The 23,254-nt window shown below is 70.7% G+C and carries 19 protein-coding genes and 2 pseudogenes; 11 read left to right on the plus strand and 10 right to left on the minus strand.

The window, feature by feature from the left end; genetic code table 11:
- Positions 1-6: 6 nt before the first annotated feature.
- Entirely contained in the window at positions 7-1,083 is a 1,077-nt protein-coding gene (locus ACMTAK_RS42090) for a hypothetical protein (RefSeq protein WP_413810995.1), read from the minus strand.
- A gap of 283 nt (positions 1,084-1,366) precedes the next feature.
- On the opposite strand from ACMTAK_RS42090, the gene ACMTAK_RS42095 reads away from it, so the two are divergent.
- Together ACMTAK_RS42095 and ACMTAK_RS42100 are read left to right on the plus strand one after the other, a co-directional pair.
- A complete protein-coding gene (locus ACMTAK_RS42095; protein ID WP_179938161.1) occupies positions 1,367-1,537 on the plus strand; it encodes a mersacidin/lichenicidin family type 2 lantibiotic in 171 nt (56 codons plus the stop codon).
- 97 nt (positions 1,538-1,634) lie between these two features.
- The gene (locus ACMTAK_RS42100; protein WP_413810996.1) at positions 1,635-4,961 is read left to right on the plus strand and encodes a type 2 lanthipeptide synthetase LanM family protein; all 3,327 of its coding nucleotides are present in this window, start codon (positions 1,635-1,637) and stop codon (positions 4,959-4,961) included.
- A 59-nt stretch (positions 4,962-5,020) separates the two neighbouring features.
- Here ACMTAK_RS42100 and ACMTAK_RS42105 read toward each other — a convergent pair whose 3' ends face one another.
- Positions 5,021-6,544, minus strand: a complete 1,524-nt coding sequence (locus tag ACMTAK_RS42105) for an MFS transporter (RefSeq protein WP_413810997.1) — start codon at positions 6,542-6,544, stop codon at positions 5,021-5,023.
- Positions 6,545-6,640: 96 nt separating this feature from the next.
- Here ACMTAK_RS42105 and ACMTAK_RS42110 point away from each other — a divergent pair, with 96 nt between their 5' ends.
- Together ACMTAK_RS42110 and ACMTAK_RS42115 are read left to right on the plus strand one after the other, a co-directional pair.
- Positions 6,641-7,369, plus strand: a complete 729-nt coding sequence (locus ACMTAK_RS42110; RefSeq protein ID WP_413810998.1) for a TetR/AcrR family transcriptional regulator C-terminal domain-containing protein — start codon at positions 6,641-6,643, stop codon at positions 7,367-7,369.
- Between the two features lie 411 nt (positions 7,370-7,780).
- A pseudogene (locus ACMTAK_RS42115) lies at positions 7,781-7,966 on the plus strand (integrase); the annotation flags it as partial.
- Between the two features lie 596 nt (positions 7,967-8,562).
- Here ACMTAK_RS42115 and couO read toward each other — a convergent pair.
- From couO to ACMTAK_RS42135, 4 genes are all read right to left on the minus strand, one after another.
- The gene (gene couO / locus ACMTAK_RS42120; protein ID WP_413810999.1) at positions 8,563-9,429 is read right to left on the minus strand and encodes a 4-hydroxyphenyl-beta-ketoacyl-CoA hydrolase; all 867 of its coding nucleotides are present in this window, start codon (positions 9,427-9,429) and stop codon (positions 8,563-8,565) included.
- 43 nt (positions 9,430-9,472) lie between these two features.
- Complete coding sequence (locus ACMTAK_RS42125; protein ID WP_413811000.1) at positions 9,473-11,437, minus strand: acetoacetate--CoA ligase; 1,965 nt, start codon at positions 11,435-11,437, stop codon at positions 9,473-9,475.
- A gap of 143 nt (positions 11,438-11,580) precedes the next feature.
- Positions 11,581-12,891, minus strand: coding sequence for an aminotransferase class III-fold pyridoxal phosphate-dependent enzyme (locus ACMTAK_RS42130; protein WP_413811001.1), 1,311 nt, complete (start codon positions 12,889-12,891; stop codon positions 11,581-11,583).
- A complete protein-coding gene (locus tag ACMTAK_RS42135) occupies positions 12,888-14,249 on the minus strand; it encodes an aminotransferase class III-fold pyridoxal phosphate-dependent enzyme (protein WP_413811002.1) in 1,362 nt (453 codons plus the stop codon). The genes ACMTAK_RS42130 and ACMTAK_RS42135 overlap by 4 nt, the downstream gene beginning before the upstream one ends.
- Before the next feature lie 237 nt (positions 14,250-14,486).
- On the opposite strand from ACMTAK_RS42135, the gene ACMTAK_RS42140 reads away from it, so the two are divergent.
- The 7 genes and pseudogenes from ACMTAK_RS42140 to ACMTAK_RS42170 all read left to right on the plus strand — a co-directional run bounded on the left by ACMTAK_RS42140 (position 14,487) and on the right by ACMTAK_RS42170 (position 19,873).
- Complete coding sequence (locus tag ACMTAK_RS42140) at positions 14,487-15,842, plus strand: MFS transporter (RefSeq protein ID WP_413811003.1); 1,356 nt, start codon at positions 14,487-14,489, stop codon at positions 15,840-15,842.
- Positions 15,839-16,867 (plus strand): phosphotriesterase family protein, encoded by a 1,029-nt coding sequence (locus tag ACMTAK_RS42145; protein WP_413811004.1) that lies wholly within the window; start codon positions 15,839-15,841, stop codon positions 16,865-16,867. Before ACMTAK_RS42140 ends, ACMTAK_RS42145 begins: the two co-directional genes overlap by 4 nt.
- A complete protein-coding gene (locus tag ACMTAK_RS42150; protein WP_413811005.1) occupies positions 16,864-17,841 on the plus strand; it encodes a phosphotriesterase family protein in 978 nt (325 codons plus the stop codon). Before ACMTAK_RS42145 ends, ACMTAK_RS42150 begins: the two co-directional genes overlap by 4 nt.
- A gap of 59 nt (positions 17,842-17,900) precedes the next feature.
- Entirely contained in the window at positions 17,901-18,617 is a 717-nt protein-coding gene (locus ACMTAK_RS42155) for a TetR/AcrR family transcriptional regulator (RefSeq protein ID WP_413811006.1), read from the plus strand.
- A gap of 81 nt (positions 18,618-18,698) precedes the next feature.
- Positions 18,699-18,905: pseudogene (locus tag ACMTAK_RS42160) on the plus strand (LysR family transcriptional regulator); the annotation flags it as partial.
- Between the two features lie 110 nt (positions 18,906-19,015).
- Positions 19,016-19,213 carry a LysR substrate-binding domain-containing protein gene (locus tag ACMTAK_RS42165; protein WP_413811007.1) on the plus strand — a complete coding sequence of 66 codons (198 nt, stop codon included), beginning with the start codon at positions 19,016-19,018 and terminating at the stop codon, positions 19,211-19,213.
- A gap of 390 nt (positions 19,214-19,603) precedes the next feature.
- Positions 19,604-19,873: an integrase gene (locus ACMTAK_RS42170; protein ID WP_413811008.1), complete on the plus strand. Its 270-nt coding sequence runs from the start codon at positions 19,604-19,606 to the stop codon at positions 19,871-19,873.
- Between the two features lie 226 nt (positions 19,874-20,099).
- On the opposite strand, the gene ACMTAK_RS42175 is transcribed toward ACMTAK_RS42170, so the two are convergent.
- From ACMTAK_RS42175 to ACMTAK_RS42190, 4 genes are all read right to left on the minus strand, one after another.
- Positions 20,100-20,297, minus strand: a complete 198-nt coding sequence (locus ACMTAK_RS42175; protein WP_413811009.1) for a PIN domain-containing protein — start codon at positions 20,295-20,297, stop codon at positions 20,100-20,102.
- Positions 20,294-20,515 carry a hypothetical protein gene (locus tag ACMTAK_RS42180; RefSeq protein WP_413811010.1) on the minus strand — a complete coding sequence of 74 codons (222 nt, stop codon included), beginning with the start codon at positions 20,513-20,515 and terminating at the stop codon, positions 20,294-20,296. Before ACMTAK_RS42180 ends, ACMTAK_RS42175 begins: the two co-directional genes overlap by 4 nt.
- A 75-nt stretch (positions 20,516-20,590) precedes the next feature.
- Positions 20,591-22,201, minus strand: a complete 1,611-nt coding sequence (locus ACMTAK_RS42185) for a bifunctional 3-(3-hydroxy-phenyl)propionate/3-hydroxycinnamic acid hydroxylase (protein WP_413811011.1) — start codon at positions 22,199-22,201, stop codon at positions 20,591-20,593.
- A 36-nt stretch (positions 22,202-22,237) separates the two neighbouring features.
- The gene (locus tag ACMTAK_RS42190; RefSeq protein ID WP_413811012.1) at positions 22,238-23,200 is read right to left on the minus strand and encodes an NADP-dependent oxidoreductase; all 963 of its coding nucleotides are present in this window, start codon (positions 23,198-23,200) and stop codon (positions 22,238-22,240) included.
- Between the last annotated feature and the right edge of the window lie 54 nt (positions 23,201-23,254).

The following is a 23,254-nucleotide window of genomic DNA, read 5'->3' on the forward strand; positions in this document are numbered from 1 at the left end:
CTTTCGTCATCCTTGCCGGGCCATGGCGCGGTTCGCCGGGCGGCCGGAATCCCGGGACGTCGCCCAGGCGACCGTCACATCGGCCATGTCCGCGGTGATCCGGCACAGGGAATCCTCGGCGTGGCCGAAGACATTGGTGAGGGGTGAGGAAACGCGCTCCCTCGGCGGCACCGTGATCATCAGCGGTCGGCCGCTGCGCAGCCGGAACGCGCGCAGGGCCGCCACCAGATCGCCGAGGGCCGCGTCCAGCACGCGGGCGCAGCGCGCCCACCCCCGGCCGTCCGCCTCTGCCTCCGTCTCCGCGGGCAGCCATGGGCGCCAGGCGAACGGAACGATTCCGGTACCGCCGCTCCCCGCCCGCAGATCCCCCGCCTCGTCGACCAGCCGCCGGAAGGTGCGGTCCGGCCCCGGCGCGGCCCCGGGCGCACCGGCCCACCCCTCGGCGGGCTCGTCCGCCGCCGGCGGGTCAGCGGGCTCGTTCCCGGCCGTCAGCAGCCCGGCGACCCGGTCGGCCAGCAGCGACAGGAACGTCTCGGTGTAGGGCAGATGCGCCAGCTGGTCCAGATACGGGTCGTGGACCTCGCCGGTGTCCAGATGCCCGGCCCAGCCCTCCGCCCAGGCGGCGGTGACCGCGGGCAGCCGGGCTACGCGGCGGGCCAGCTCCTCCTCGGCCAGGGCGGTCTCCGGGTCCCCGCCCGCGGCGCGGCCGTCCGGCGGCGAGGGGCAGACGACCAGCAGGACCCGGCAGGCGTGCCGGGCGCAGAAGGACGCCAGCCGCTCGGTGAACTCCCGCACCGCCGCACGCGGGGAGAGACCCTGGTGGTCCGCTCCGTCCGCGTGCCGGAACCAGTCCTCCCAGCGGACCAGGAGGATCACCGTGCCGGCCTGCGGCGCGGTCAGCAGAAAGGGCGTCAATTGCCCGTAGGGAGCCCAGGTCACGCGGTCCAGGAACGCACCGGAAAAGGGATGCTCGGTCAGTTTTTCCCGGAACAGGTCGAGGGTGAAGGAACCCGCCACGGCGACGCCGCCGGATTCCCGGTATTCCGGGACGTCAAAGCCGGGGGAACGCAACTGTCCAGCCATGCACCAGCAACCTCCAGAGGGCTGATGTGAGGAGAAGGGAAGAGCGGTGGGATGCCGCGGGAGCGCTCGATTCGGGAAGGACGCTACCGGTCGCTTCCATGAATGCACTCTGGAACCGCTATTGCTCTCCTATCGTCCGGGCACCAGCCGGAACGGTCGGGTATATAGAGCGGAGGTAGGGATTCCGTACCGGTGCGGGTTAGCGTCGGGATGTTTCCACGGCGCCCGGCCCAGAGCCGGGTACCGCGCCGTATCCACGCATTTTTTACGGAAGGGGACTTCGATGAACAGCACGGTGACCGCTTGGAAGGACACCACCTACCGGCAGGGCCTCGCGGTGGAGCCGGGGCACCCGGCGGGAACGGTGGACCTGACCGCCGACCTGCCCGACGACAGCGCGATCGGGGCCGCCGAGACCCTCTCCACTCAGCCGTTCTTCGACTGCTGCGGCTGATCCGCCCGCAGGACCCGTGACACCACCGGTGGCCGCCCCAGGGGGCGGCCACCGCGTGCGTCGAGGCCGTCGCAGGAGTCGCAGGAAAGGACTTTCCATGCCGTCCAGCCGTCCGCCCGGCGGGCACACCGCCTCCCTCGCCCCCGGCTTCTGGGCCGCGGCCTGCTCCGTACGGGAACGCCTCGGCCCGTCCCACCCGTCCCCGGATCCCGCGGACCCGGCCCTGGCGGCTGCCCGGCTCGCGGGCTGGCGGGCGCTCGCCCCCTTCCGGGGCCCGGAGGAACGCTTCACCGAAGGGCTCCGCGCGGTCGGGGCGACGGCGCCACTGCTGCACCGGCTGCTCGGCGAGGACCCCGAGGCGCTCACCGCCCGGCTGCCCGGACCCCCGGCCTGGGCGAACCGCGTGCGCCACGCCCATCTGACCCCTCAGCAGACGGGCGAGGAGCCGCTGCCCGGCCTGCTGCGCGTCGCCGAACCCCTGGTCCGGCAGGCCCGGGCCAGGCTGCACACGGCCCTGCGACGCCTCGGCCCCCTCCCCGCGGAACTGGACGGGCTGTACGAAGCCCTGCGGGCGGGCGTGCCCGTCAACCGGCTCGCCGTGCTGCTCAAGCCCACCATGATCCTGGAGATCAACGTGGCGCGCGTCCAAGGGCGGCTGACGTCCGGGCACACCGGCGAGGAGCGCTACCGCCTCTTCGTCGACTCCCTCACCACACCCGAGGAACAGCACCGCCTGTGGACGGAGTACCCGGTGCTGGCCCGGTGCGTGGCCGAACTGCTCGACGGCTGGGTGGCGGACCGTATCCGCTTCGCCCGGCATCTGCGCGATGACCTCGACGCCCTCTGCGACCAGCTGCTCTCCGGCACCCGCCCGGGCGGCGTGGCGGCCATCCGCTTCGGCCACGGCGACGTCCACCGCCGCGGCCGCTCGGTGTGCCGGGTGGACTTCCGTGACGCGCCGCCGGTGTTCTACAAACCGCGCTCGCTCGCGGTGGACGAGCAGTTCGCCCGGCTCGTCCACCGGTTCAACGAGGACAGCCCGTACGCCCTGCGCACCCCGCGCACCCTCACCCGCGCCGACCACGGCTGGGCGGAGTGCGTGACGGCCCGGCCCTGCGCCGCGGCCCCCGACGTGGCCGGCTTCTACTGGCGCACCGGCGCGCTGTTGGCCCTGGTCCACGCGCTGCGCGGCACCGACTTCCACCACGAGAACATCATCGCCGCCGGTGAACACCCCGTCCTCGTCGACCTCGAAGCGCTGCTGCACCCCACTGCCCCCGGAAAGGCCCAACCCGGCGCCCAACCCGGTGCGGGCAGGGCCGGGGACGAGGAGCCCGCCCGCGCCGCCCTGCGCGAGTCGGTGCGCGCCACCGCCCTGCTGCCCGCCAAGGTGGTCCTCGACGCGGCCGCGGCGGGCGCGGGCGCCGCGGACTACAGCGGGCTGAACGGAGCCGCGGACCAGCCCTCCGTCGTCCCGGTGCCCGTCGAGAAGAACACCGGGACCGACGAGGTGCACATCGTGTGGGAACACGTGCGCACGCCCGGCGCGGAGAACCGGCCCCGGCTGCCGGACGGCACGTACGCCCGCCCCGCGGACCACACCGCAGACGTGCTGGCGGGATTCCGCCACGGCTACGACTGGATCAGCGCCCGGCGCGCGGAACTCCTGGCCCCCGGTGGCCTGGTGGCGGGCTTCGCCCGCGCCCCGGTGCGCTTCCTGCCCAGGGCGAGCTTCGTCTACGCCAAGGTGCTCACCGAGAGCATGCACCCGGACTTCCTGCGGGACGCGCTGGAACGGGAGCGCAGCACGGCCCGGCTGTGCGCCGGACGCCACGCGGGAGCGGCCGGCGAAGCCGTCGTACGCGCCGAGATGGACGCGGTGCTCCGCGGCGACATCCCGCTGTTCGAGGCCCTGCCCGGGTCGCGGAAGCTGCTGCTCGACGACGGGCGGTCGGTGCCCGGGTTCTTCGGGGAACCGGCCCTGCAGGCGGTACGCCGGCGCATCGGGGCCATGAGCCCCGAGGACAGGGCGTTCCAGGAGCGCGTCATCGCCGGGTCGTTCGCCGACGGCGTCGACGTCAGTCTGCTGGAGGCCCCGCCCGCCCGTCGCCGCCGTACCCCGGTCCGCGACGCCGACCCCGGCGAACTCGTCGCCGCCGCCACGGACATCGGGGACCGGATACGGCGGCTGGCGACCGTACGGGACGGCCGGATCGGCTGGATCGCACCGCAGCCGGTGGCCCACGGCGTCTGGGACCTCGCCCCGCTCGGCGAGGACCTCTACGCCGGGCTGTCCGGCATCGGTCTCTTCCTCGCCCGGCTGGGCCGGATCAGCGGCCGGCGGCGCTTCACCTCGCTGGCGCTGGACGTGGCCGACGAGGTGGTACGCCGGGTCCACACGCGCGCCGCCGCCACGGCTCGTGGCCCCGCCGCGGGCAACGGCACCGACGACGACATCGGCGCGTTCGGCGGCTGGATGGGACCGCTGTACTTCCTGGCCCACCTCGACCGGCTGCGCGGCGGAACCCCGCATCTGGCCGCGGTGCGCGAGCCGGTGCTGGCCGCTGCGGAACGGGCCCTGGGCGGCACGAAGGAGTTCGACGTCGTGGGCGGCTCGGCGGGCTGCGCCCTGGTGCTGCTCGCCCTGGTCGACGCCGGGCTCGACCGCGACGGACGGGCGACGGCCCTCGCCCGCCGCGCCGCCCGGCACCTGGTCACCGGCGCCGTTCCCGGCGGCACCGGCCGGGGCCGGGCGTGGCCGCACCACCGGATCGACAGCGCCCGCCCGCTCACCGGTTTCGCCCATGGCACGGCGGGGATCGTGACAGCCCTGGCCCGGCTGGCCTCCGTGGCCCCCGACGAGGGCTGCGCCGAGGCGGTGGCCGGCGGACTGGCCTATGACACCGAGGTGTTCGACGCCGGGGAGGGCAACTGGCCCGACTTCCGCGGCGAGGCGCCCTCGCCGTTCCGGTCGCTGTGGTGTCACGGGGCCGCGGGCATCGGCATGTCCCGGCTCGACCTGATCGGCAGGCCCGGTACGGACGGCCGGGAGGAGGAGCTGGCCGCCGACGCCATGGTGGCGCTGCGCCCCGACGGTCCCGGCCACGAGGCGGACACCGACGCCCACCGGCTTACCGGCCGGGGCAGCGACAGCATGTGCCACGGCGACCTCGGCAATCTCGAACTCGTCCTGCTCGCCGAGCGAACCGGACGGATCCGGCCCGGCCGTCTGATGCGCTCGCTCGGGGAGAAGCTCGACGCCGCCGCGGCGGGGGACTGGGTGTGCGGCTCGCCGACCAGGAGCGAGACCCCCGGCCTGATGACCGGCCTGGCGGGCGTGGGACACCAGTTGCTGCGGTTCGCCCACCCCGATCAGGTGCCCTCGGCCCTGCTGCTGCACCCGCCGCTGCCGGAGCACACCTGATCGGTGGGCGCCCACGAGGTGGCGTCCGGGCGCCGCGCGCCCGGACGCCGTACCCCCGCTCAGCCCGGCTGTCCCGCCTCCTCCGCCTCCGGCTCGGAAGCCGCGGACCGGGCGGCGCGGCCCGGCAGGGCGAAGAACGCCACGGCAGCACCGGCCAGGGCGGCCGCCACCCCGATGGTCATGGTGAGGGACTGGGCGTCGGTGAAGGCCGAACGGGCCGTCTCGGCCAGGGCACTTCCGCCCGCGTGGTCCTTCGCGTACGACAGCGTCGCCCCCAGCGAGGACACCGCGTGATCGGGCAGTCCGTCCGGCAGGTCGCCCCGGTAGGCGGTGGCGAGCAGACTGCCCAGACCGGCCACCCCCAGCGCGATGCCGAGCTGCTGATGGGTGTCGTTGAGCGCGGAGCCCATACCGGCCCGCTCCGGCGGCACCGCGCCCAGCACGGTGCTGGTGGCCGACGGCCCCGCGACGCCGGAGCCCACACCGGCCAGCGCCAGCCCGGCGGACACCGCCACGTAGCCGCTGCCCTCGGACAGCGAGGCCAGCACCGCGAAACCAGCCGCGGTGACGGCGAATCCCGCCACGATGCAGGCCCGCGGCCCGAACCTGGCCGGTGCCCGGCCGCCCACCGTGGAGCCCGCGACGACCCCCGCCGCCAGCGGTATGGCCGCGAGCCCGGTCTCGAACGCGCTGTAGCCCAGTACCAGTTGCAGATACTGGCTCAGGATGAAGAGCGTGCTGCCCGTCGCGACCGTCATCACCGCCACCGCGAAACTCGCCCCGGAGAACCTCCGGTCCCGGTACAGCCGCAGATCGACCATCGGCACCGCGGAGCGGGTCTGCCGTACGCCGAAGGCCACGAGCGCCACCACCGCCACCAGCGCCCCGCCCAGCACCGCGGGGGAGGTGTACCCGTACGCCGGGGCCTCGATCAGCGCCCACACCAGGCCGGTCATCCCCGCCGTCACCAGGACGGTGCCGAGCAGATCCAGCCCCCGGCCGTCCCCGGCCCGCGTCTCGGGCACCAGCCGGACGATGCCCACCAGGGCCACCGTCACCACGGGGACGTTGATCAGGAAGACCCCGGCCCAGCTCCACACGTCGACCAGCGCACCCCCGAGCAGGGGCCCGGCGGCCATGCCCACGGACGCGACCGCGCTCCACACCGCGAAGGCCCGCGGACGCTCCTTCTCGGGGAACACCGCGACGAGCACCGCGAGCGTCGCGGGCATCACCAGCGCCGCGCCCACGCCCATCAGGGCCCGCATCGCGATCAGCCACTCCACCGAGGGGGCCGCCGCGGCCAGCGCCGACGCCACGCCGAACACCAGCAGCCCCGCGACCACGGTGCGCCGCCTGCCGTACCGGTCGGAAACCACCCCCGCCGTGATGAGGAGTCCGGCGAAGACCACGACATAGGCGTCGATCACCGCCTGGAGCTGGCCCGTCGACGCCTCGAAGGCGTCGCCGATGGCGGGCACCGCGACATGCAGAACCGTGTTGTCGATGACGATCACGAGGAGTGCGGCACACAGCGCCACCAGGATCGCCCACCGTCGCGGATGACCTTCTTCGTCGCTCATGGTCCTCCCTCGTTGCTGTTCTCAAACAGTGTAGGAATGCATCCACCACTGTAGGAGTCGCGGACGGGAAACGGCAACGAGGTAGGCTGCGGCCTCGTGAGCGCGAAGCCGAACGAGAACAAGGGAAAGAAGACGCTGGAGAACGCACCGGGAGCGGTATGGTTCCGCGCGGAGAAGACCTCACGCACACGGCCTCATCTGTCACACGAACGGATCATCGCCACCGCTGTTGAGCTGCTGGACCGCGATGGCGTGCAGAAACTGAGCATGCGCCGCCTCGCGGAGCGGCTGGGTGCCCATGCGACCAGCCTCTACTGGCACGTGGCCACCAAGGACGACGTCCTCGATCTGGCCCTCGACGCGGTGTTCGCTGAACTGGATCTGCCCGACGAGCACAGCGCCTCCTGGCAGGACGACATCGAGGCGTTCATGACCGGGCTGCGGTCCGTCCTGCTGCGCCACCCATGGGCCGCGGCCCTGGCCAACTCCCGCCCCCTCATGGGCCCGCACGCCCTGCGGTCCTCGGAGTTCGCCTACACCGCGCTCACCACCGGCGGCTTCGACGGGGTGCACCTGTCGTCCGCCGCGGCCACCATCACCCACTATGTGATCGGCTCCGCCTCCTCCGAAGCGGTGTGGCGCAAGCGCTCCGACGAGGCGGCCACCCGCTCGGCCGTGGACGCCCACCTCCGCGCCCACATCGACGAATACCCCACCCTCGCAGGCCACTTCCCGCTCCTCGACGAGGACGACTGGGACGCCCACTTCCACCGCGGCATGCGGCTCCTGCTGGCCGGCCTCACCTCACTCGAGGCCCGCGGCTAGCCTCGGCATTCCGGTGCGACGTGAAGTTGCTGTCATGCAGTGGTAACGGTCCATCCCGGGTACTGCTGCGCAGCGAGGCGATGAAGGGCGCGGAGTTGCTCGTGTTGCGACACGAGAACGCGGTTTTGCGGCGTCAGATCAACAGCCGGATCCTGTATGAGTCCGTTGACCGGTTCTGGCTGGCTGCGCTGTCCGGCGCTGGCTCGCCTGAGGCACCCGATCGCCCGTAGCACTCCAAAATGGCTTCACAGGTTGTGAACCCCTGTCCGGGGCACGGATACACGTGCTTGCCGTCATCGAGCACGCCGGCCGACGGATCCGGGTCCTGGGTGCCTGGAGGGTGTCTTTATTGCCGTACGATAGTTGACCTTGGGCTTTGTGATCGTCCAAGTGTGGGCATGATCAGTGATCGTGGGTCTGCGATTGCTCTACCTGATCTTCTGTCGACTACTGGGCTGCTTGGTCTTGCTGGGCCGGTCGACCGCTGCGAACCATGCCGAGATCCTCGCGCTTCGTCATGAGGTCGCTGTGCTTCGTCGGCAGGTAGAGCGGCCGCGGCTCTCATGGGCTGATCGTGCCGTGCTTTCCGCTCTCGCGCATCCTTGAGGATCGACCAGACAGTCGAGGCGGCGATATCGTGTCGCAGGCCGACGAGCTCGCCGTGGATGCGGCGGTATCCCCATCCCGGGTTCTCCCGCGCCAGCCGCACGACCAGTTGCCGCAGCGTCTCTGGTTTCGGTGACCGACCCGGTCGGCGAGACGGGTAGGTCCACTTCCAGGCGATGAGCCGTGAGTGCCAGCGCAGGACCGATCGCGGAGTGACCGACAAGGCCACCTGGGTACGCCGCTGCTTGCTGACGAGTCGGAGCAGTGCCGCCATGACGGACCTGTCGCTCCAGGAGAAGCGGGGTGGTGGCTGGGACCGCCGCGCGATCGCGAGTTGATGGCGGAGCATCAGGATCTCTGCGTCTTTCGCTGCACTCGAGCGAGCGAACAGGGCAAGCCATCGGAAGGTCTGGCAGGCGAGCAGGTAGATCAGCCGTATCACCACGACCGGCATGCTGCCTCAGAACGGCTTGGTGAGCGTCGGCCAAAGTCGAAGATGGCTGAACAAGCTCTCACCTGCGTGGATGATGTACCGGCTCCCGCACTGCCGGCCAACCGAATGCGGCGTTGCGGGATGCTTCTGGCCGCTACTTCAGCCCCAGCATCCGGGCCGCGTTCTCCTTGAGGATCAAGGGCCGTACGTCGTTTTTGATCTCCAGCTCGCTGAAGTCGGCCATCCAGCGGTCGGGGGTGATGACGGGGAAGTCCGAGCCGAACAGCACCTTGTGTTTGAGGAAGCTGTTGGCGGCGCGTACGAGCTGGGGCGGGAAGTACTTCGGTGACCAGCCCGACAGGTCGATGTGGACGTTGGCCTTGTGGGTGGCCATGGAGATCGCGGCATCCTGCCAGGGCACCGAGGGGTGTGCCATGACGATGGTCAGGTCGGGGAAGTCAGCGGCGACGTCGTCGAGGAGCATCGGGTCGGAGTAGCGCAGCTTGATGCCGCGTCCGCCAGGGAGGCCGGCGCCGATGCCGGTCTGCCCGGTGTGGAACAGGGCGGGGACGCCGAGTTCGGCGAGAGTCTCGTAGAGCGGGTAGTGGCGGACATCGTTGGGCTGGAATGCCTGCAGGCTGGCGTGGAACTTGAAGCCACGTACGCCGTGTTCGGTGACGAGTCGGCGGGCACGGTTGATCGCGGCCTGTCCGGCGTGCGGATCGACCGACCCGAAGGGGATCAGTACGTCGGCGTGTTCGGCGGCCTGGTCGGCGATCTCCTCGCTGGAGAGGGCCGGATGACCGGTTGCCGCGGTGGCGTCGACCGTGAACACGACCGCAGCCATGCGCCGGGCGCGGTAGTGCTCGGCGATATGGGTGAGGGTGGGCGTGCGGTTCTCAGAGGATTTGAAGTAGGACGCCGAGGCGTCCATGAGCTCGTTGTCGAGTGAGTAGCAGCCGTGGGTGTCCTGTTCGACGTGGACGTGGACATCGATGGCGTCCAGTGCGGTGAGTTCCATGGTGTGTTCTCTCGGTACGGGTGGCCGTCGCGGTGCTGTCGCGTCAGTGCGCGGGGCGCTGGGCGGCCAGGGCGGTGAATGCGTCCAGCGATGTCGGCTCGGCCAGGGTGTCGCGGCTGACGACTTCGGACAGGGCGGCTCCCAGCAGGATCTTCTTCGCCGGGAGTTCGAGTTTCTTGCCGGTACGGTTCCTCGGGATCACCGGGACGGGGGTGATGCTGTCGGGCACATGCCGCGGGGAGAGAGCATCTCGCAGCGCTGTCGTGATCCGCTTGCGCAGGGCATCGTCCAGCTCGGCGCCGTTGCGCAGTGCGACGAACAGGAGCAGTTCGCCGGGGCCGCCGGTGGGGTCCTCCAGGTGGATGACCAGGCTGTCGTCGACTTCGGGCAGTTCTTCGACGACGCGGTAGAACTCCGCGGTGCCCAGGCGCACCCCGCCGCGGTTGAGGGTGGCGTCGGAGCGTCCGGCCACCGTGCAGCTGCCCGTCGCAGTGAAGCGCACCCAGTCGCCGTGGCGCCACACACCCGGATAGGTGTCGAAGTAGGCGGCCCGGTAGCGGGAGCCGTCGGTGTCGCCCCAGAAGCCGACGGGCATCGAGGGCATGGGCTGGGTGATGACCAGCTCGCCGAGCGCGTCGGTCACCTCGTGGGCCTGCTCGTCGTAGGCGGTGGCGGCGACCCCCAGACAGGGGCCGGAGATCTCTCCTGCCCAGACTGGCTGCAGTGGGCCGCCCTGCAGGATTCCCGTGCACACATCGGTGCCGCCGCTGCCTACGTTGAGCAGTACACCGGGGCCGAACTGCTCGGCCACCCAGCGGAATCCCTCGGGTGGCAGGGGGCTTCCCGCGGCGCCGATCTGGCGCAGCCGGGACAGGTCGTGGTCCTTGGCCGGGGCCATGCCTTCTTTTCGGCAGGCCATCAGGAATCCGGGGCTGGCACCCATAAGGGTGGCGCCGGTCTCCTCGGCCAACTGCCACTGCCAGTCCAGGCCGGGGTGGAGGGGGTTGCCGTCGATCATCACGATGGAGGCGCCCACCAGCAGCCCGGAGACCAGGGAGTTCCACATCATCCACGCGGTGGTGGTGAACCACAGGATGCGGTCGCCGGGGCGCAGATCCCAGCTCAGGGAGTGGTTTTTCAGGTGTTCCAGCAGGATCCCGCCGTGGCCGTGGACGATCGGTTTAGGTTTGCCCGTGGTACCGGATGAGAACAGCACGCACAGCGGGTGGGCCAAGGGGACGGGGGCGAAGCCGGGGTCGGCGGGTGTGGCGAGCAGGTCCGCCCAGGCGACCGTGTCGGTGAGTTCCCCGGGCCCGTACGGTACGTGGACGGTGTGGCGCAGGGTAGGCAGGCCGGCGCGGATCGCGGCGACTTCGTCGCGTCGGTCGATGTCCTTCACGCCGTAGCGATACCCGGCCGTGGCGAGAAGGATGGTGGGCTCGATCTGGGAAAACCGGTCGATGACGCCGCGGGCGCCGAATTCCGGTGCGCAGCTTGCCCAGATGGCGCCCAGGCTCGCGGTCGCCAGGAACGCGACGAGGGTTTCGGGGATGTTCGGCAGGTAGGCGACGACCCGGTCGCCCCTGCCGACACCGAGGCGGCGCAGGCCGGCCCGGGCACGGGCGACCTGGTCGGCCAGCTGCTGCCAGCTCAGCTCCATGGGCCCGCGGGTCTGCGAACGCGCCAGCACGGCCACGTCGTCGGGCGCGGTTCCTTCCGGCCGCAGGGCGTGTTCGGCGTAGTTGAGGGTCGCGCCGGGAAACCATTCGGCGCCGGGCATGTCCCGTCGGCCGAGTACCCGGTCGTAGGGGGTGTGCGTACGGATGTCGAAGTGGTCCCAGATCGACGACCAGAAGCCTTCGAGGTCCGTGACCGACCAGCGGTGCAGGTCTTGGTAGCCGGTGAAGACGAGACCCCGGGCGCGCTCCAGCCAGGTGAGATAGTCACCGATCGCGGTGGCGCGGAGCACGTCGGGAGCCGGTTCGCGCAGCATCTCCGGCTCGTTCATGGGGTGGTCTCCTTCGCCGGACGGAAACGAGCGATCCGGTACGGCCGGGGCGGGTGTGTTTTCCATGGAGTGGAAGCACTTTCGGGTTGTGCGGCACGGCTGTGGGCGATGGGAGGTCGCCGGATCACGGAAAGGGCCGGGGATCACCGGGAGAGTGTGGGGATCTCCGCGTCTGCGATCCGCTGGAAAGCGTGGGCATACGCCCGTGTGGCGCGATCGAGGTCGTCCGCGTCCAGCGCGGTCGACAGATTGATCATTCCGCGCGGAGTCGTGTAGACCCCGTCGAGGAGCAGCGCCAGGTGCAGGGCGCTGAGCAGGGGGGTGGCGGTGGCCGCGCGGGCCTGCCCGGCGTTGACCGGCGCGGTCGGCGTGAAGTGTACGTTCAGGATGGATCCGGCGCGGGTCACCGTGATCGGGATTCCGGCCCCGGCCGCGGCAGCGGTGATGGCGTCGGCGAGGCGGCGTGCGTCCTGGTCCAGGCGGTCGATCGCGGGGGCGTCGAGATGCCGGAGGGTGACGGTACCGGCGGCTGCGGCGGTGAGGTGGCCGTTGAAGGTGCCGGAGTGCGCGAGGCTGCCGTCGGTGGTCGCCGCGGTCAGTCGCAGCAGCTCCTCGCTTCCGCCGATCGCGCCGATCGGCATACCCCCGCCGATGACCTTGCCCATGACCGTCAGATCCGGGTGCAGGCCGAGCCGGGTCTGCTCGCCGCTGACAGCATTGCGCAGTGACTGCACCTCGTCCAGGACGAACAGGGCCCCGCGCGCACGGGCCAGCTCGGCAACACCCCGCAGGAATTCCGGTCGGCCCGGGATCACACCACCGGCGCCGAGGAAGGGCTCGGCGAACACCGCGGCGATGTCCTCGGTGAGCGCTTCTCGTACGGCGTCGACGTCGTTGTAGGGGGCGGTGACGACCTCGGGGCCGTCTGCGAGCAGCGGGGGCGCGCTGCCGTGGTAGGCGCCGTCGAACAGCAGCAGCCGCCTGCGTCCTGTGGCGCGCTGGGCCAGCCGCGCGGCGAGCACCGACGCCTCGGTCCCGGAGTTGGTGAACCGTACCCGCTGCACCGCCGCGATGCGGGCGGCGAGCAGCTCCGCGAGTTCCAGCTGCAGCTCGTGCGGGCTGGGGAAGACCGCGCCTGACGCCAGTACCGCGGCGGCGGCCGTCATGGCCGGCGGGTACGCGTTGCCGTGGATGAGTGAGGTGTAGTTGTTGACCAGGTCCAGGTACTCGATGCCGTCGACGTCGAGTAGCCGCGAGCCGTGGCCCTCGGCAAGGATGACCGGGTACGGCGGGAAGTAGGTGACGAACCGGGTCTCGCCTCCGGGCAGCGCCGCGGTGGCCCGCTGGAAGGCGGTCGCCGACCCGGGGGTGCGGGCCCGGTACTCGGCGAGCAGTGCCTCCAGCACGGCGGAGTCCCGGGCCGGGCGCGGACGGCCAGCAGGCAATGTCGTCATGCGGTGGGGCTCGCCTTCTTGCTCAGCGTGGTCAGGGCGGCGTCGAGGAGTTCGAGCAGCAGATCGGTCTCCTGGGCGGTGATGGTCAGCGGCGGGGCGACGAGGACCGCGTCGTTGATCCCGCCGGTCGCCGGGTAGACGAGCAGTCCGTGATCGCGGGCGGCGAGCACGGCGGCGCGGGTGAGGGAGCCGACGGGCTCGCCGGGGTTTCGGGTCGCGCGGTCGCTGACCAGCTCCAATCCCTGGAGCAGACCGAGGCCGCGGACCTCTCCGATGACCTCGTGCCGCCCGGCCAGCTCTTCCAGGCCCGCGCGCAGCTGCTTGCCGCGCGCTGAGGCGTTCGCCACCAGATCCCGGGACTCGATGGCCTCCAGGACGGCCAGGGCCACGGCGCTGCCGAGCGGGTTGCCGCCATGCGTGTGCCCGTTGGTGACCGACGCGGTCCCGGCGGCGATGGTGTCGATGAAGTGCTCGCTGACCAGCACCGCCGACACGGGCGCGTATCCGGCCCCCATCCCCTTGCCGAGGACCACCATGTCGGGGCGTACGTCCCAGTGCTGCGCCGCCAGCATGGTGCCGGTGCGGCCCATGCCGGTCATGATCTCGTCGGCGATCAGCGGCAGGCCGCGCTCGCGGCACAGACCGGCCAGCGCGGGCAGGTAGCCCTCGGGCGGTGTGATGGCGCCGCCGGCCGCGCCGCCGACGGGCTCGACCACCACGCCGGCCGCGGCAGAGCCGTAGGAGTCCAGTACGCGGGCCGCCCCCTCGGTCAGGAACGCGGTGAACGACGCGTCGTCACGGCCCTGGGCGAACCGGTAGGCATAGGGCGGAGTGAGTTCGTTGAACCCGTGCAGCAGAGCTTCGGCGACCCAGCGGCGCTGCGGATGGCCGGACAGCGACAGCCCTCCGAGGGTGGCGCCGTGGTAGCTCACCGCATGGGAGACGAACCGCGCCCGCTCGGGCTCGCCCCGCTCCCGCCAGTACTGCAGGGTCAGCCGCAGCGCGGTCTCCACAGCCTCGGACCCGCTGTTGCACAGAAAGACGTACGGATATCCCGTCATCTCGCTGAGCCGGTCGGCCAAGCGCTCCGACTCATCGCTGTGAAACGCGCCGCGGTGCGCAAAGGTGATCCGCTCGGCCTGCTCCCTCATGGCGCGCAGCAGTTGGGGATCGGCGTGGCCCAGGTTCGCGGTCACCGCCCCGGAACACCCGTCGAGGTAGCTACGCCCCTCGCTGTCATAGACGAACACCCCGCGGCCATGGCTGACGAAGGGGAGATCCTCGCCGAAGGAAAACTTGATCAGCCGACTGCCGTCGGGCTGCATAGCCGTACGGGGCGGCGAGGTGGCAGGGCGCATGCTGGACTCCTGGATCGGGCGGGGACGAGGAAGGGAGCAGGCACAGTGCGGGGTAACCGTGGCGCCTCCCGCCGGGCTCGGCGGCAGGCCGGATGGGCGGGGGTGGTGAGTTGTTGTGGCGGTGTTACGCCTGCGTCGAACCATTGACCATTGTACGAGGGACAAGTAATCCTGTCCAACGTACAAGTCTTGCGGCTGCCCCCCGCACCCACTGCTTCGATGCCTCCCGGAGTCACCATGACGGCAACCTCCCCCTCCCAGGACAGAACCTCCTCCGCGCCCCCTGAGACGGGGGTCCCGTCCACCGGCTCGCGCCGGGTGCTGGTCTCGGCGTACCTCGGCAGTGTCATGGAGTGGTATGACTTCCTGCTGTACGGCACGGCCTCCGCGCTCGTGTTCAACGAGCTCTTCTTCCCCGAACTCAGCTCGGCCGCCGGCACTCTCGCCTCGTTCGGAACACTGGCCGTCGGCTACGGAGCCCGCCCCCTCGGCGGCATCCTCTTCGGACACTTCGGCGACCGCCTCGGCCGCAAGAGCATGCTGGTGACGAGCATCCTGCTGATGGGCGTGGCAAGCACCCTGATCGGGCTGCTGCCCACCTACCACACCATCGGTATCTGGGCCCCGGCGGCCCTGGTGCTGCTGCGCCTCGTGCAGGGATTCGCCGTCGGCGGCGAGTGGGGCGGCGCGGTACTGATGACCGTCGAGCATTCCGGCAAGGGACGGCGCGGGCTGTGGAGCAGCGTGGCGCAGATGGGAGCGCCCTCCGGCCTGCTCCTGTCGACCCTCGTCTTCTCGCTGGCCTCCAGGCTGCCCGAGTCCGCCTTCATGGCCTGGGGCTGGCGAGTGCCGTTCCTGATGACCGTTGTCCTGGCCACCGTGGGGCTGTGGATACGCCTCGGCGTGGCCGAGACCCCGGCCTTCAAGGCCGCACAGTCCGAATTGGCCGCGAAACGTGAACGTGGCGAGCGGCCGCGCCCGCCGATCGTCGAACTGCTGCGCACCCAGCCCAGGCAACTACTGCTGGCGGCGCTCATCGGGTTCGGCCCATTCGCGGCCAACTCGGTGCTGATCACCTTTGTGATTTCGTACGCCACCCAGGTCGGGCACAGCCGCGACACCGCCCTGAACGGCCTCATGATCGCCTCAGCGGTCTCTCTGGTCTGTCTGCCGCTGGCCGCCGCGCTGTCCGACCGGGTGGGCCGCCGCCCGGTCTACCTCGCCGGCGCGGTGCTGCTCGGCCTCAACTCCTTCTTTCTCTTCCCGCTGGTGAACGCGCACTCCACCGGGCTGTTCATCCTGGGCTACGGGCTGGCGCTGGGCCTGCACTCCCTGATGTACGGGCCGATGGGCGCCTTCCTGGCCGAGCTGTTCGGTACCGGAACGCGCTATACCGGAGCCTCACTGGGCTACCAGATCGCCTCCGTGGCGGGCGGCGCACTGGCTCCGATCGCCGCGACCAGCCTGCTGGCGGCGGGAGGCGGAGCGCCGCACGCCCTGTATGTGTCCTGCTTCATGGCGGGCAGCTGCGTCGTGACCGCGCTGGCCGTCCTGCTGACCCGGGAAACCCACCAGAAGGAACTCGGCGCATGAGCGGCGTCGCCCATACCGTTCTCGGGCCGGTCGCGCCCGACCGGCTCGGCCACGTCCAGCCGCACGAACACCTGCTCGCCGATCTCAGCCGCTACGCACCGGATGACGGCGTTGACGAACCCCTCACCTCCGCCAACTACTTCGCCGCGCGAGTGGACCGCAACAACCGGCGGGACATGGTGCTGGACGAGGTGGACACCGCCGCCGACGAACTGGCTCTCTACCGCGAGGCCGGCGGCGGCACCGTGGTGGACGCCACTCCGGTGGGCCTGGGCCGCGACCCGGCCGGGCTGCGCGAGATCGCCCGCCGCACCGGTGTCCACGTGGTGATGGGCAGCGGCTACTACGTCGCCGCCTTCCACCCGCCCCAGGTCGCCTCCCTCTCACGCGATGCCATCACCCGGCAGATCACCGGTGACATCGAGCAGGGCGCCGATGACACCGGCATCCGTGCCGGTGTCATCGGTGAGATCGGCATGTCATGGCCCGCACACCCGGACGAGGTCAAGGTCCTCCAAGCGGCCGCCCAGGCGCAGGCGGCGACCGGTGCCGCCTTGCTGATCCATCCCGGACGGCACCCCGAGGCCCCACTGCTGCATCTGCGCCACGCCGTTGAAGCGGGCGCGGACCCCACGCGAACCGTCCTGTGCCATGTGGACCGCACCCTCTTCGAGCCCGATGAGATGTTCGCTCTCGCCGCCACCGGCTGCATACTCGAATTCGACCTCTTCGGGACCGAGTCCAGCTACTACCCGCCGGATCCCACGGTCGATCTGCCGAACGACGGCATGCGGGTCCGCCACATCGCCGCGCTCATCGCGGCCGGACACGGCGACCGGATCACCATCGCCGAGGACGTCTGCCGCCGCACCCAGCTGACCCGCTACGGCGGCGAAGGCTACGCCCACATCCTGCGCCGCGTACTGCCGCTGATGCTGGCGCGCGGCATCAGTCCCGAGGACATCGCCAGGATCACCCGGACCACCCCCGCCCGCCTCCTCACCCTCCCCGGAAGGACCGCATGACAAGCACGGTATCCACCGCCCGCGGCCTGGTGGCCCGCCAGGAACTGGGCAAGGTCCTGTCCCACGAACACCTGTTCATCAACCTGATGCGGGAGCGGCGCGGCGATGGGCTCATCGCCGACGAGGCCACCGTCACGGAGGAGCTGACCGTCTTCACCGCCCTGGGCGGCGGCACCGTCGTCGACCTGACCACCGCCGAGCTGACCCCCGGCGCCGCCCCGGACGCCGGGGCTGCTCCGTCCCCGCCCGGTGCCAGCCGGGACCCGGCCAATGTCCTCGCCGTACAAAAGGTCGCCGAAGCCACAGGACTGCACGTGGTGCTTGGCGCAGGGCACTATCGCGACCCGTTCCTGGACCGGGACTGGTTCGACCGTCACGGAGCCGACGCCATCGCCGAGGAGATCGTCCGCGACCTCACCGAAGGCTTCCCCGGCACCGGGGGAGTCCGTGCCGGGATCATCGGCGAGGTGGGCTGCGACAAGTGGTACATCTCCACGGCCGAGGAACGTTCGCTGCGCGCGGCCGCCCGCGCTCAGCGGGCGACCGGAGCGGCCATTCACACCCACGCGGCCCGCTGGCCGGTCGGCCTGCCGCAGCTGGACCTGCTCACCTCCGAGGGAGCCGACCCGGCGCGCGTCGCCATCGGCCACTGCGACACGGTGACCGCCCCCGGCTATGCCGAACAGATCGCCCGCCGCGGCGCGTACGTCGGCATCGACACGATCAACACCCCCCACACCGGCGAGGTGCGCCGTCGTGTACGGATGGTGCTGGATCTGGTGGGGGCCGGGTACATCGACAGCATCCTGCTCTCCCACGACGTATGCCTGGTCTCGCAGCTCCGCGCCCACGGTGGGGGAGGGTACGGGTTCGTCCACACCCGATTCCGCGAGGAGCTGCTGGCGGCCGGCCTCGACGCGGGCGAGTTCGAACACATCACGACGGCGAACCCGGCCCGCCTGCTGTGCGCCTGACCTGAGCCCGCGGGCTAACGTGTCTCCGTTCGCAGCAACCGTGGAGAGAGGGACACCGAATGGGCGAGAGCAGCGGCCGTCGCCGGGGAAGGCAGGCGGCCCGCAACCCGCTGTCGCGCGCGGAGGTGATCGACGCGGCTCTGCACTATGTGGACCTGCACGGCCTGGACGCGCTCACCATGCGGGCGCTCGCCAAGGAAATGGGGGTCTACCCCACGGCGCTGTACTGGCACACCGGCACCAAGGCACAGCTCGTGGCGGCCGTCTCGGCACGGGTGCTGGAGGACATCGTGCTCCCCGCCGACCGCGGCATGGCCTGGGATGAGTGGCTGACCGAGGTCGCCCGGCTGTGTCGCCAGGCCATGCACCGGCACCCCAACCTCGCCCCGATCCTGGGCTCCCAGTTGGTGGTGAGCACCACCGCGGTCCCGTTCGTGGAGCGCGTGGTGGGCGTGCTGGAGCGAGCCGGCTTCTCGGGGCGGGAACTGGTCGAGGCGTACAACGCGGTGGTCGGCTTCGTACTCGGCTGGGTCACCCTTGAGCTCTCCAGCGTGCCGGCGGACGTGGAGGAGGGCTGGCAGAAGGAATACGCGGCCCAGCTACGGACGGTGAGCCCGAATACCTTCCCGGCCCTGACCCGTAATCTTGGTCTGCTGGAGAACAACGCGTTCCTGGTCCGCTGGGACTCCGGCAGGGACCGACCCATGGACCGCAGCTTCGAGACCACGCTGGAACTGCTGATCCTGGGGTTGCGCGCCAAGCTCACCGCACAGTGATGAGGGGCGTCGACGTGCTCTTCCGGCCAGTGGAAACATCCCTTGCCGAAGCGGCCGGGGCGCAGCAGCCTCCGGCCCATCATGACCGATCGACCGCGCCAGGGGTCGCACCTCGCGAACCTCGACGTCAATCTGTTGGTGACCCTGCGTGCACTGTTCCGTGAGCGCAATGTCACCCGCGCGGCCAGACACCTGGGCGTTACCCAGTCGGCTGTCAGCGCCTCGCTGTCGCGGCTGCGGCGGCACTTCGGCGATGAACTGCTGGTGCTTGTGCAGGGCGCGTACGTACTGACTCCGCTGGCCACACAGCTCTCCGGGCAGGTGGAGACGGTCTGCGCCGCGGCGGAACGGCTACGCTCGGCCGGGACGCCGACGGCGTCATCCGCCTCGTCGACGGCGTGGTGTCCCCACCGCTCGGCCACTTCCGCAAACCCCGTGTGGCGTCGCGGCCGCTGTTCCGGGACCGCTGGGTGTGTCTGGTCGCCGAGGGGCATCCCCTGGCCGCCGCCGGGTCCTTCTCCGTGGCGGTTCTGGCCCGGCAGCCCTGGGTGGTGCCCTACCATCGTGACAACTTCCGCGGACGGAAGGGCTGCTGAGTCTCGACTGTCCCGTAGCGCTCGATCCGCTGGAGGAGCACCTGTGGTGGGACGCGAGCCATGACGAGGACCCGGCGGACTGCTGGCTACGGGACCTCGTGACGCGGGCATCCGTCGGTATCTGCCCCTGAGCGGCCCTGAAAGCCGTTGAGAGCCCCGAAGGTGCCTGCCCGTGGCCGTGCGCGGCCGCACCATAAACGCCATTGATGGGCCCCAGCCAAATGCTCTATTGACCTGGGCATTCCCTCCCTGCCATCAGGCTTCCTACTGTGCCCGACAGGCCGCGCACGAGCCGACCGCGGCACCGGACCCCTGAAGGGTGTCTTTATTGTCGTACGGTGGTTGACCTGGGGCTTTGCGATCGCCTGCGTGTGGGCATGATCAATGATTGTGGGTCTGCGACTGCTCTACTTGATTTTCTGTCGACTACTGGGCTGCTTGCTCTTGCTGGGCCGATCGACCGCCGCGAACAATGCTGAGATCCTCGTGCTTCGTCATGAGGTCGCTGTACTTCGCCGGCAGGTCGAGCGGCCGAGCTTTTCGTGGGCTGATCGTGCCGTGCTCTCCGGTCTTGCATGGCGCCTTCCCTCCGTCTTGCGCCGCTATCGGCTGGTCACCCCGGGCACGCTGCTGACCTGGCACCGGCGCCTGTTCTGGTGACTTCGCCGGTCGACCTCCGGTACACCGTGCGCACCCCTTCCCACCAGGGCGGGAGTCGAGGGCTGCGGGTGTCCAGGCGCTCCGCCGCGGTCATGACGGAGGCGTCGGTGATACCGAGGGGGAAGTCGTGGTAACGGCCGACGAGCTCGGCGATCCGGGGCCAGTCCTGGTCTTCGACCGGTTCGACTCGAAAGGCGCCTGCGGTGATGCCCTCGATGAGGGCGAGCTAGGCTTCGGCGGCCTTCTTGGCGCCAACGGCGCGCTTGACCCGGGTGTTGATGAAATACGAGACCTCCGCCAGGACGAGCTGGGGGATCACGAGTTCGCCCTCGAAGCTCTCCAGCAGGGCCGCGGACCTGGCGTGGTCAGGGTCGTCCGCGGATAGATAGGCGAAGACGGGACCTGCGTCGACGATCAGCTTCACGCGTCGTCTGCTTCCCCACGCATGTAGGCCTTGAGATCGCGGGCGTAGGGCGCGCTGCTACCGGTGTGTAGCACGCCTCTGCCCCGGAGGGTGCGGACGGGGCGTGACACGACGAGTTTGGATAGTTCTTTGGTGACCAGCTCGTCCACGGTGATGCCCTGGGCCGCCGCCAGCTGGCGCAGGCGGGCCTCAAGGTCTTCGGGCACCTGAATCGACATGCGGCCAGAATGTCGCGGGACACACGCGGGGAGAGATCCGCAGAGGCCGAATCGGCGCGACGTTGCCCCAGGCAGTCAGAGGGATGGTACGGCTGCGTACGACCCCGGATGGGGCACTACGGTGCGGTACGGATCGTTGCAGAGAGTTGCCGCGCCGCTGAGGGTGACGCCCAGGAGCTCGTGCGCGACGTCGTTCGCATCGGGCCCGGCGGCCAGGACGTAGTGGTCGGGGCGCTCGGCGATCGCGGCGGCGCCGAGCTGGTCGAACCAGTGGTGCAGGGTGCCGTCCAGATCGGCCACGACGCCGTTCCCGGCGAGCTCGCCGATCACGATCACCGTGACGCCGACGGCGCGCAGGGCCGGGACGTCGATGCCGGGGAGGCTGCCCTCGAGCACCAGCAGCCGGAAGCCACCGCCGACGACCTGGTCCAGTAGCCCGACTTGCTGACCGTCGTCGACCTGGCCCTGCACCGAGCGGCTGCCGCCGCCGGGACCGTGCAAGCCGGGACCGAGGTCGGGAAGTCGGATTCGCTCGGGCTCTTGGCGGGAGTCGCGACGCGCACGCAGGGCGTCGTCGCGTTGGCGGGCGAGCTCGTGGTCGGTCAGGGTGTGCTGACGCCCGAGCTCCATGCTGGTCGCGGTGATGGTGCGGACATGCGGTTCGCGCTCGCTCTGATAGGTGTCCAGCACGTCGGGTTCACGCACGTCGGCCAGCACCAGGTCCAGTTTGAACGCGAGGTTCGCCGCGTCCCGCATTCCTGAACACATGCCCTGCCCGAGGAATGGCGGCATCTGGTGGGCGGCGTCGCCGGCGAGTAGGACACGCCGGTCGCGCCAGCGTTGTGCGATCAGGGACCGGAACGTGTAGGTCGCGACGCGCACGAGGTCGGCATCGGCCGGGGTCAGGTACCGCTTCAGCCTCCGCCACGTCTCCCCGTCGGAGAACTCCCGACCTACGTCGGCCTCGTCGAGCATGAAGCAGAACCGCTGGTGTCCGGCGCCGGTGGTGATGATCGTGGTGGGCTCATCGGGATCACCGATCTGTAGGGCCGAGGGCAGCCCCAGTTCTTCGGCGGGACGCCGGAGTTTGAAGTCGCACACCAGCCACGGCTCGGCGAAGTCGAGATCGTCCTGGTCGATGCCGAGCGTCGCCCGCACAAAGCTGTTGCCGCCGTCGCAGCCCACGACGTAGCGCGCCCGCACCGTCCCGCCCTCAGCCGTGCCGAGCTGTACCCCCTCCTTGGTCTGGTCGAGGCTGGTCACGACGGCACCGAGCCGGACCTCGACCGTCGGTAACGAAGCACACTGCGCATGCAGTGCCCGCTCGAGGACGGGCTGATGGAACGTGATCATGTCGGGCCAGCCGCTGTCGCCGACAAGCCGGCTCTCCATGTTGAGAAGAATCTCGCCCGCGGCGTTGCTCCACTGGTAGGCCTTGTGCACATGCAGGGTGGGCCACAGCTCCTCGATCAGGCCAAGTCCGGCGAGCAGCCGGAGGCTCTCGCCGTCGAGGCTGGCGGCGCGCGGCAGGCCGTAGAGCCTGGGGTAACGCTCCAGCACCACCACGGAGCGACCGGCCTGCCCCAGCAGCGCCGCCAGTGTCAGGCCCACCGGCCCCGCGCCCACCACCGCCACATCGACGACGTCGACCCGTGACAACCCGCCGCCCGGTTCCTGTCCACTCATCGTCTCGCTGTCCTTTCGTGCCGACCGGTGTGCTGATCAAGGGATCAGCACGAGCTTGCCGGGAGCGTGCCCGGCGATGCCGACCTCGTGGGCCTTCGCAGCTTCGGTGAGCGGGAAGGTCCTGTCGACGATGACGCGCAGCGCGCCGGATCCAGCGCTGTCGACGAGACTGCCCCGGGCGGCGGCGCGGATCTCGGTGCCCGCGTCCTGGCCGGGTCCGTAACCGAGCAGCTTGATGCCGGCCGCGGCGCGGCGCGGCGACCCGGTGATCGAGGCGATGCGGGTGCGGTCGGCCACCAGCTCCAGCGAGACGTCGAGCGCCTCGTCGCTACCGGCGAAGTCGACCGCGGCATTGACGCCCTGCGGCGCCACGGCGCGCACCCGGTCGGCGAGCCCAGGACCGTAGGCGACGGGCGTGCCGCCGAGTTCACGCAGCAATGCGTGGTTGCGTTCGGCGGCGGTGGCGATCACCGTCGCCCCCGCGGCGGCGGCCAGCTGCACGCCCATCAGGCCGACCCCGCCTGCCCCGCCGTGGACGAGCACGGTGTCGCCGGCAGCCACACCGGCGGTGTGCAGCGCATGGACCGCGGTGGTGCCGGTCAGCATCAGCGACCCGGCCTCAGCCCACCCGAGCCCGGCCGGCTTCGCGACGATCGAGGTAGCCGGGGCCGTGACGTAGTCGGCGTAGGCGGCCGTCACCGGATACCCGATGACCTCGTCGCCGGGGCGGACACCGGTCACGTCCGCACCAACCTCGGTGACGACGCCCGCGCACTCCAGACCGATCGAGGGCATCGAGGCGGCGATCCCGGCGGCGTCCTTCTGGTCGTCGTCCACGGCGTGGAAAGTCCCGCTGTAGAGCTTCCAGTCGATCGGATTGACCCCCGCGGCGCGGACCTCGACCACCACGCCGTCGGCGGCCGCGTACGGGATGGGCGCCTCGACCACGGTGAGCACGTCGGGTGAGCCGTAGGCGCTCGGTCGCACGATCCTGGGCATGACTGAACTCCTGTTTTGTCGGTGAAGGACTCCCCCGAACCCAGTATTGGTCAG

This window comes from Streptomyces lacaronensis (genome assembly GCF_047337785.1).
In the GTDB taxonomy this organism is placed as follows: Bacteria; Actinomycetota; Actinomycetes; order Streptomycetales; family Streptomycetaceae; genus Streptomyces; species Streptomyces lycopersici.

Coding starts and splice junctions, on each gene's coding strand:
- ACMTAK_RS42145 (WP_413811004.1), top strand. CDS start 15,839: ATGAGCGGCGTCGCCCATACCGTTCTCGGGCCGGTCGCGCCCGACCGG.
- couO (WP_413810999.1), bottom strand. CDS start 9,429: ATGGAACTCACCGCACTGGACGCCATCGATGTCCACGTCCACGTCGAA.
- ACMTAK_RS42180 (WP_413811010.1), bottom strand. CDS start 20,515: ATGTCGATTCAGGTGCCCGAAGACCTTGAGGCCCGCCTGCGCCAGCTG.
- ACMTAK_RS42190 (WP_413811012.1), bottom strand. CDS start 23,200: ATGCCCAGGATCGTGCGACCGAGCGCCTACGGCTCACCCGACGTGCTC.
- ACMTAK_RS42155 (WP_413811006.1), top strand. CDS start 17,901: ATGGGCGAGAGCAGCGGCCGTCGCCGGGGAAGGCAGGCGGCCCGCAAC.
- ACMTAK_RS42150 (WP_413811005.1), top strand. CDS start 16,864: ATGACAAGCACGGTATCCACCGCCCGCGGCCTGGTGGCCCGCCAGGAA.
- ACMTAK_RS42105 (WP_413810997.1), bottom strand. CDS start 6,544: ATGAGCGACGAAGAAGGTCATCCGCGACGGTGGGCGATCCTGGTGGCG.
- ACMTAK_RS42130 (WP_413811001.1), bottom strand. CDS start 12,891: ATGACGACATTGCCTGCTGGCCGTCCGCGCCCGGCCCGGGACTCCGCC.
- ACMTAK_RS42100 (WP_413810996.1), top strand. CDS start 1,635: ATGCCGTCCAGCCGTCCGCCCGGCGGGCACACCGCCTCCCTCGCCCCC.
- ACMTAK_RS42125 (WP_413811000.1), bottom strand. CDS start 11,437: ATGAACGAGCCGGAGATGCTGCGCGAACCGGCTCCCGACGTGCTCCGC.
- ACMTAK_RS42140 (WP_413811003.1), top strand. CDS start 14,487: ATGACGGCAACCTCCCCCTCCCAGGACAGAACCTCCTCCGCGCCCCCT.
- ACMTAK_RS42095 (WP_179938161.1), top strand. CDS start 1,367: ATGAACAGCACGGTGACCGCTTGGAAGGACACCACCTACCGGCAGGGC.
- ACMTAK_RS42135 (WP_413811002.1), bottom strand. CDS start 14,249: ATGCGCCCTGCCACCTCGCCGCCCCGTACGGCTATGCAGCCCGACGGC.
- ACMTAK_RS42090 (WP_413810995.1), bottom strand. CDS start 1,083: ATGGCTGGACAGTTGCGTTCCCCCGGCTTTGACGTCCCGGAATACCGG.
- ACMTAK_RS42185 (WP_413811011.1), bottom strand. CDS start 22,201: ATGAGTGGACAGGAACCGGGCGGCGGGTTGTCACGGGTCGACGTCGTC.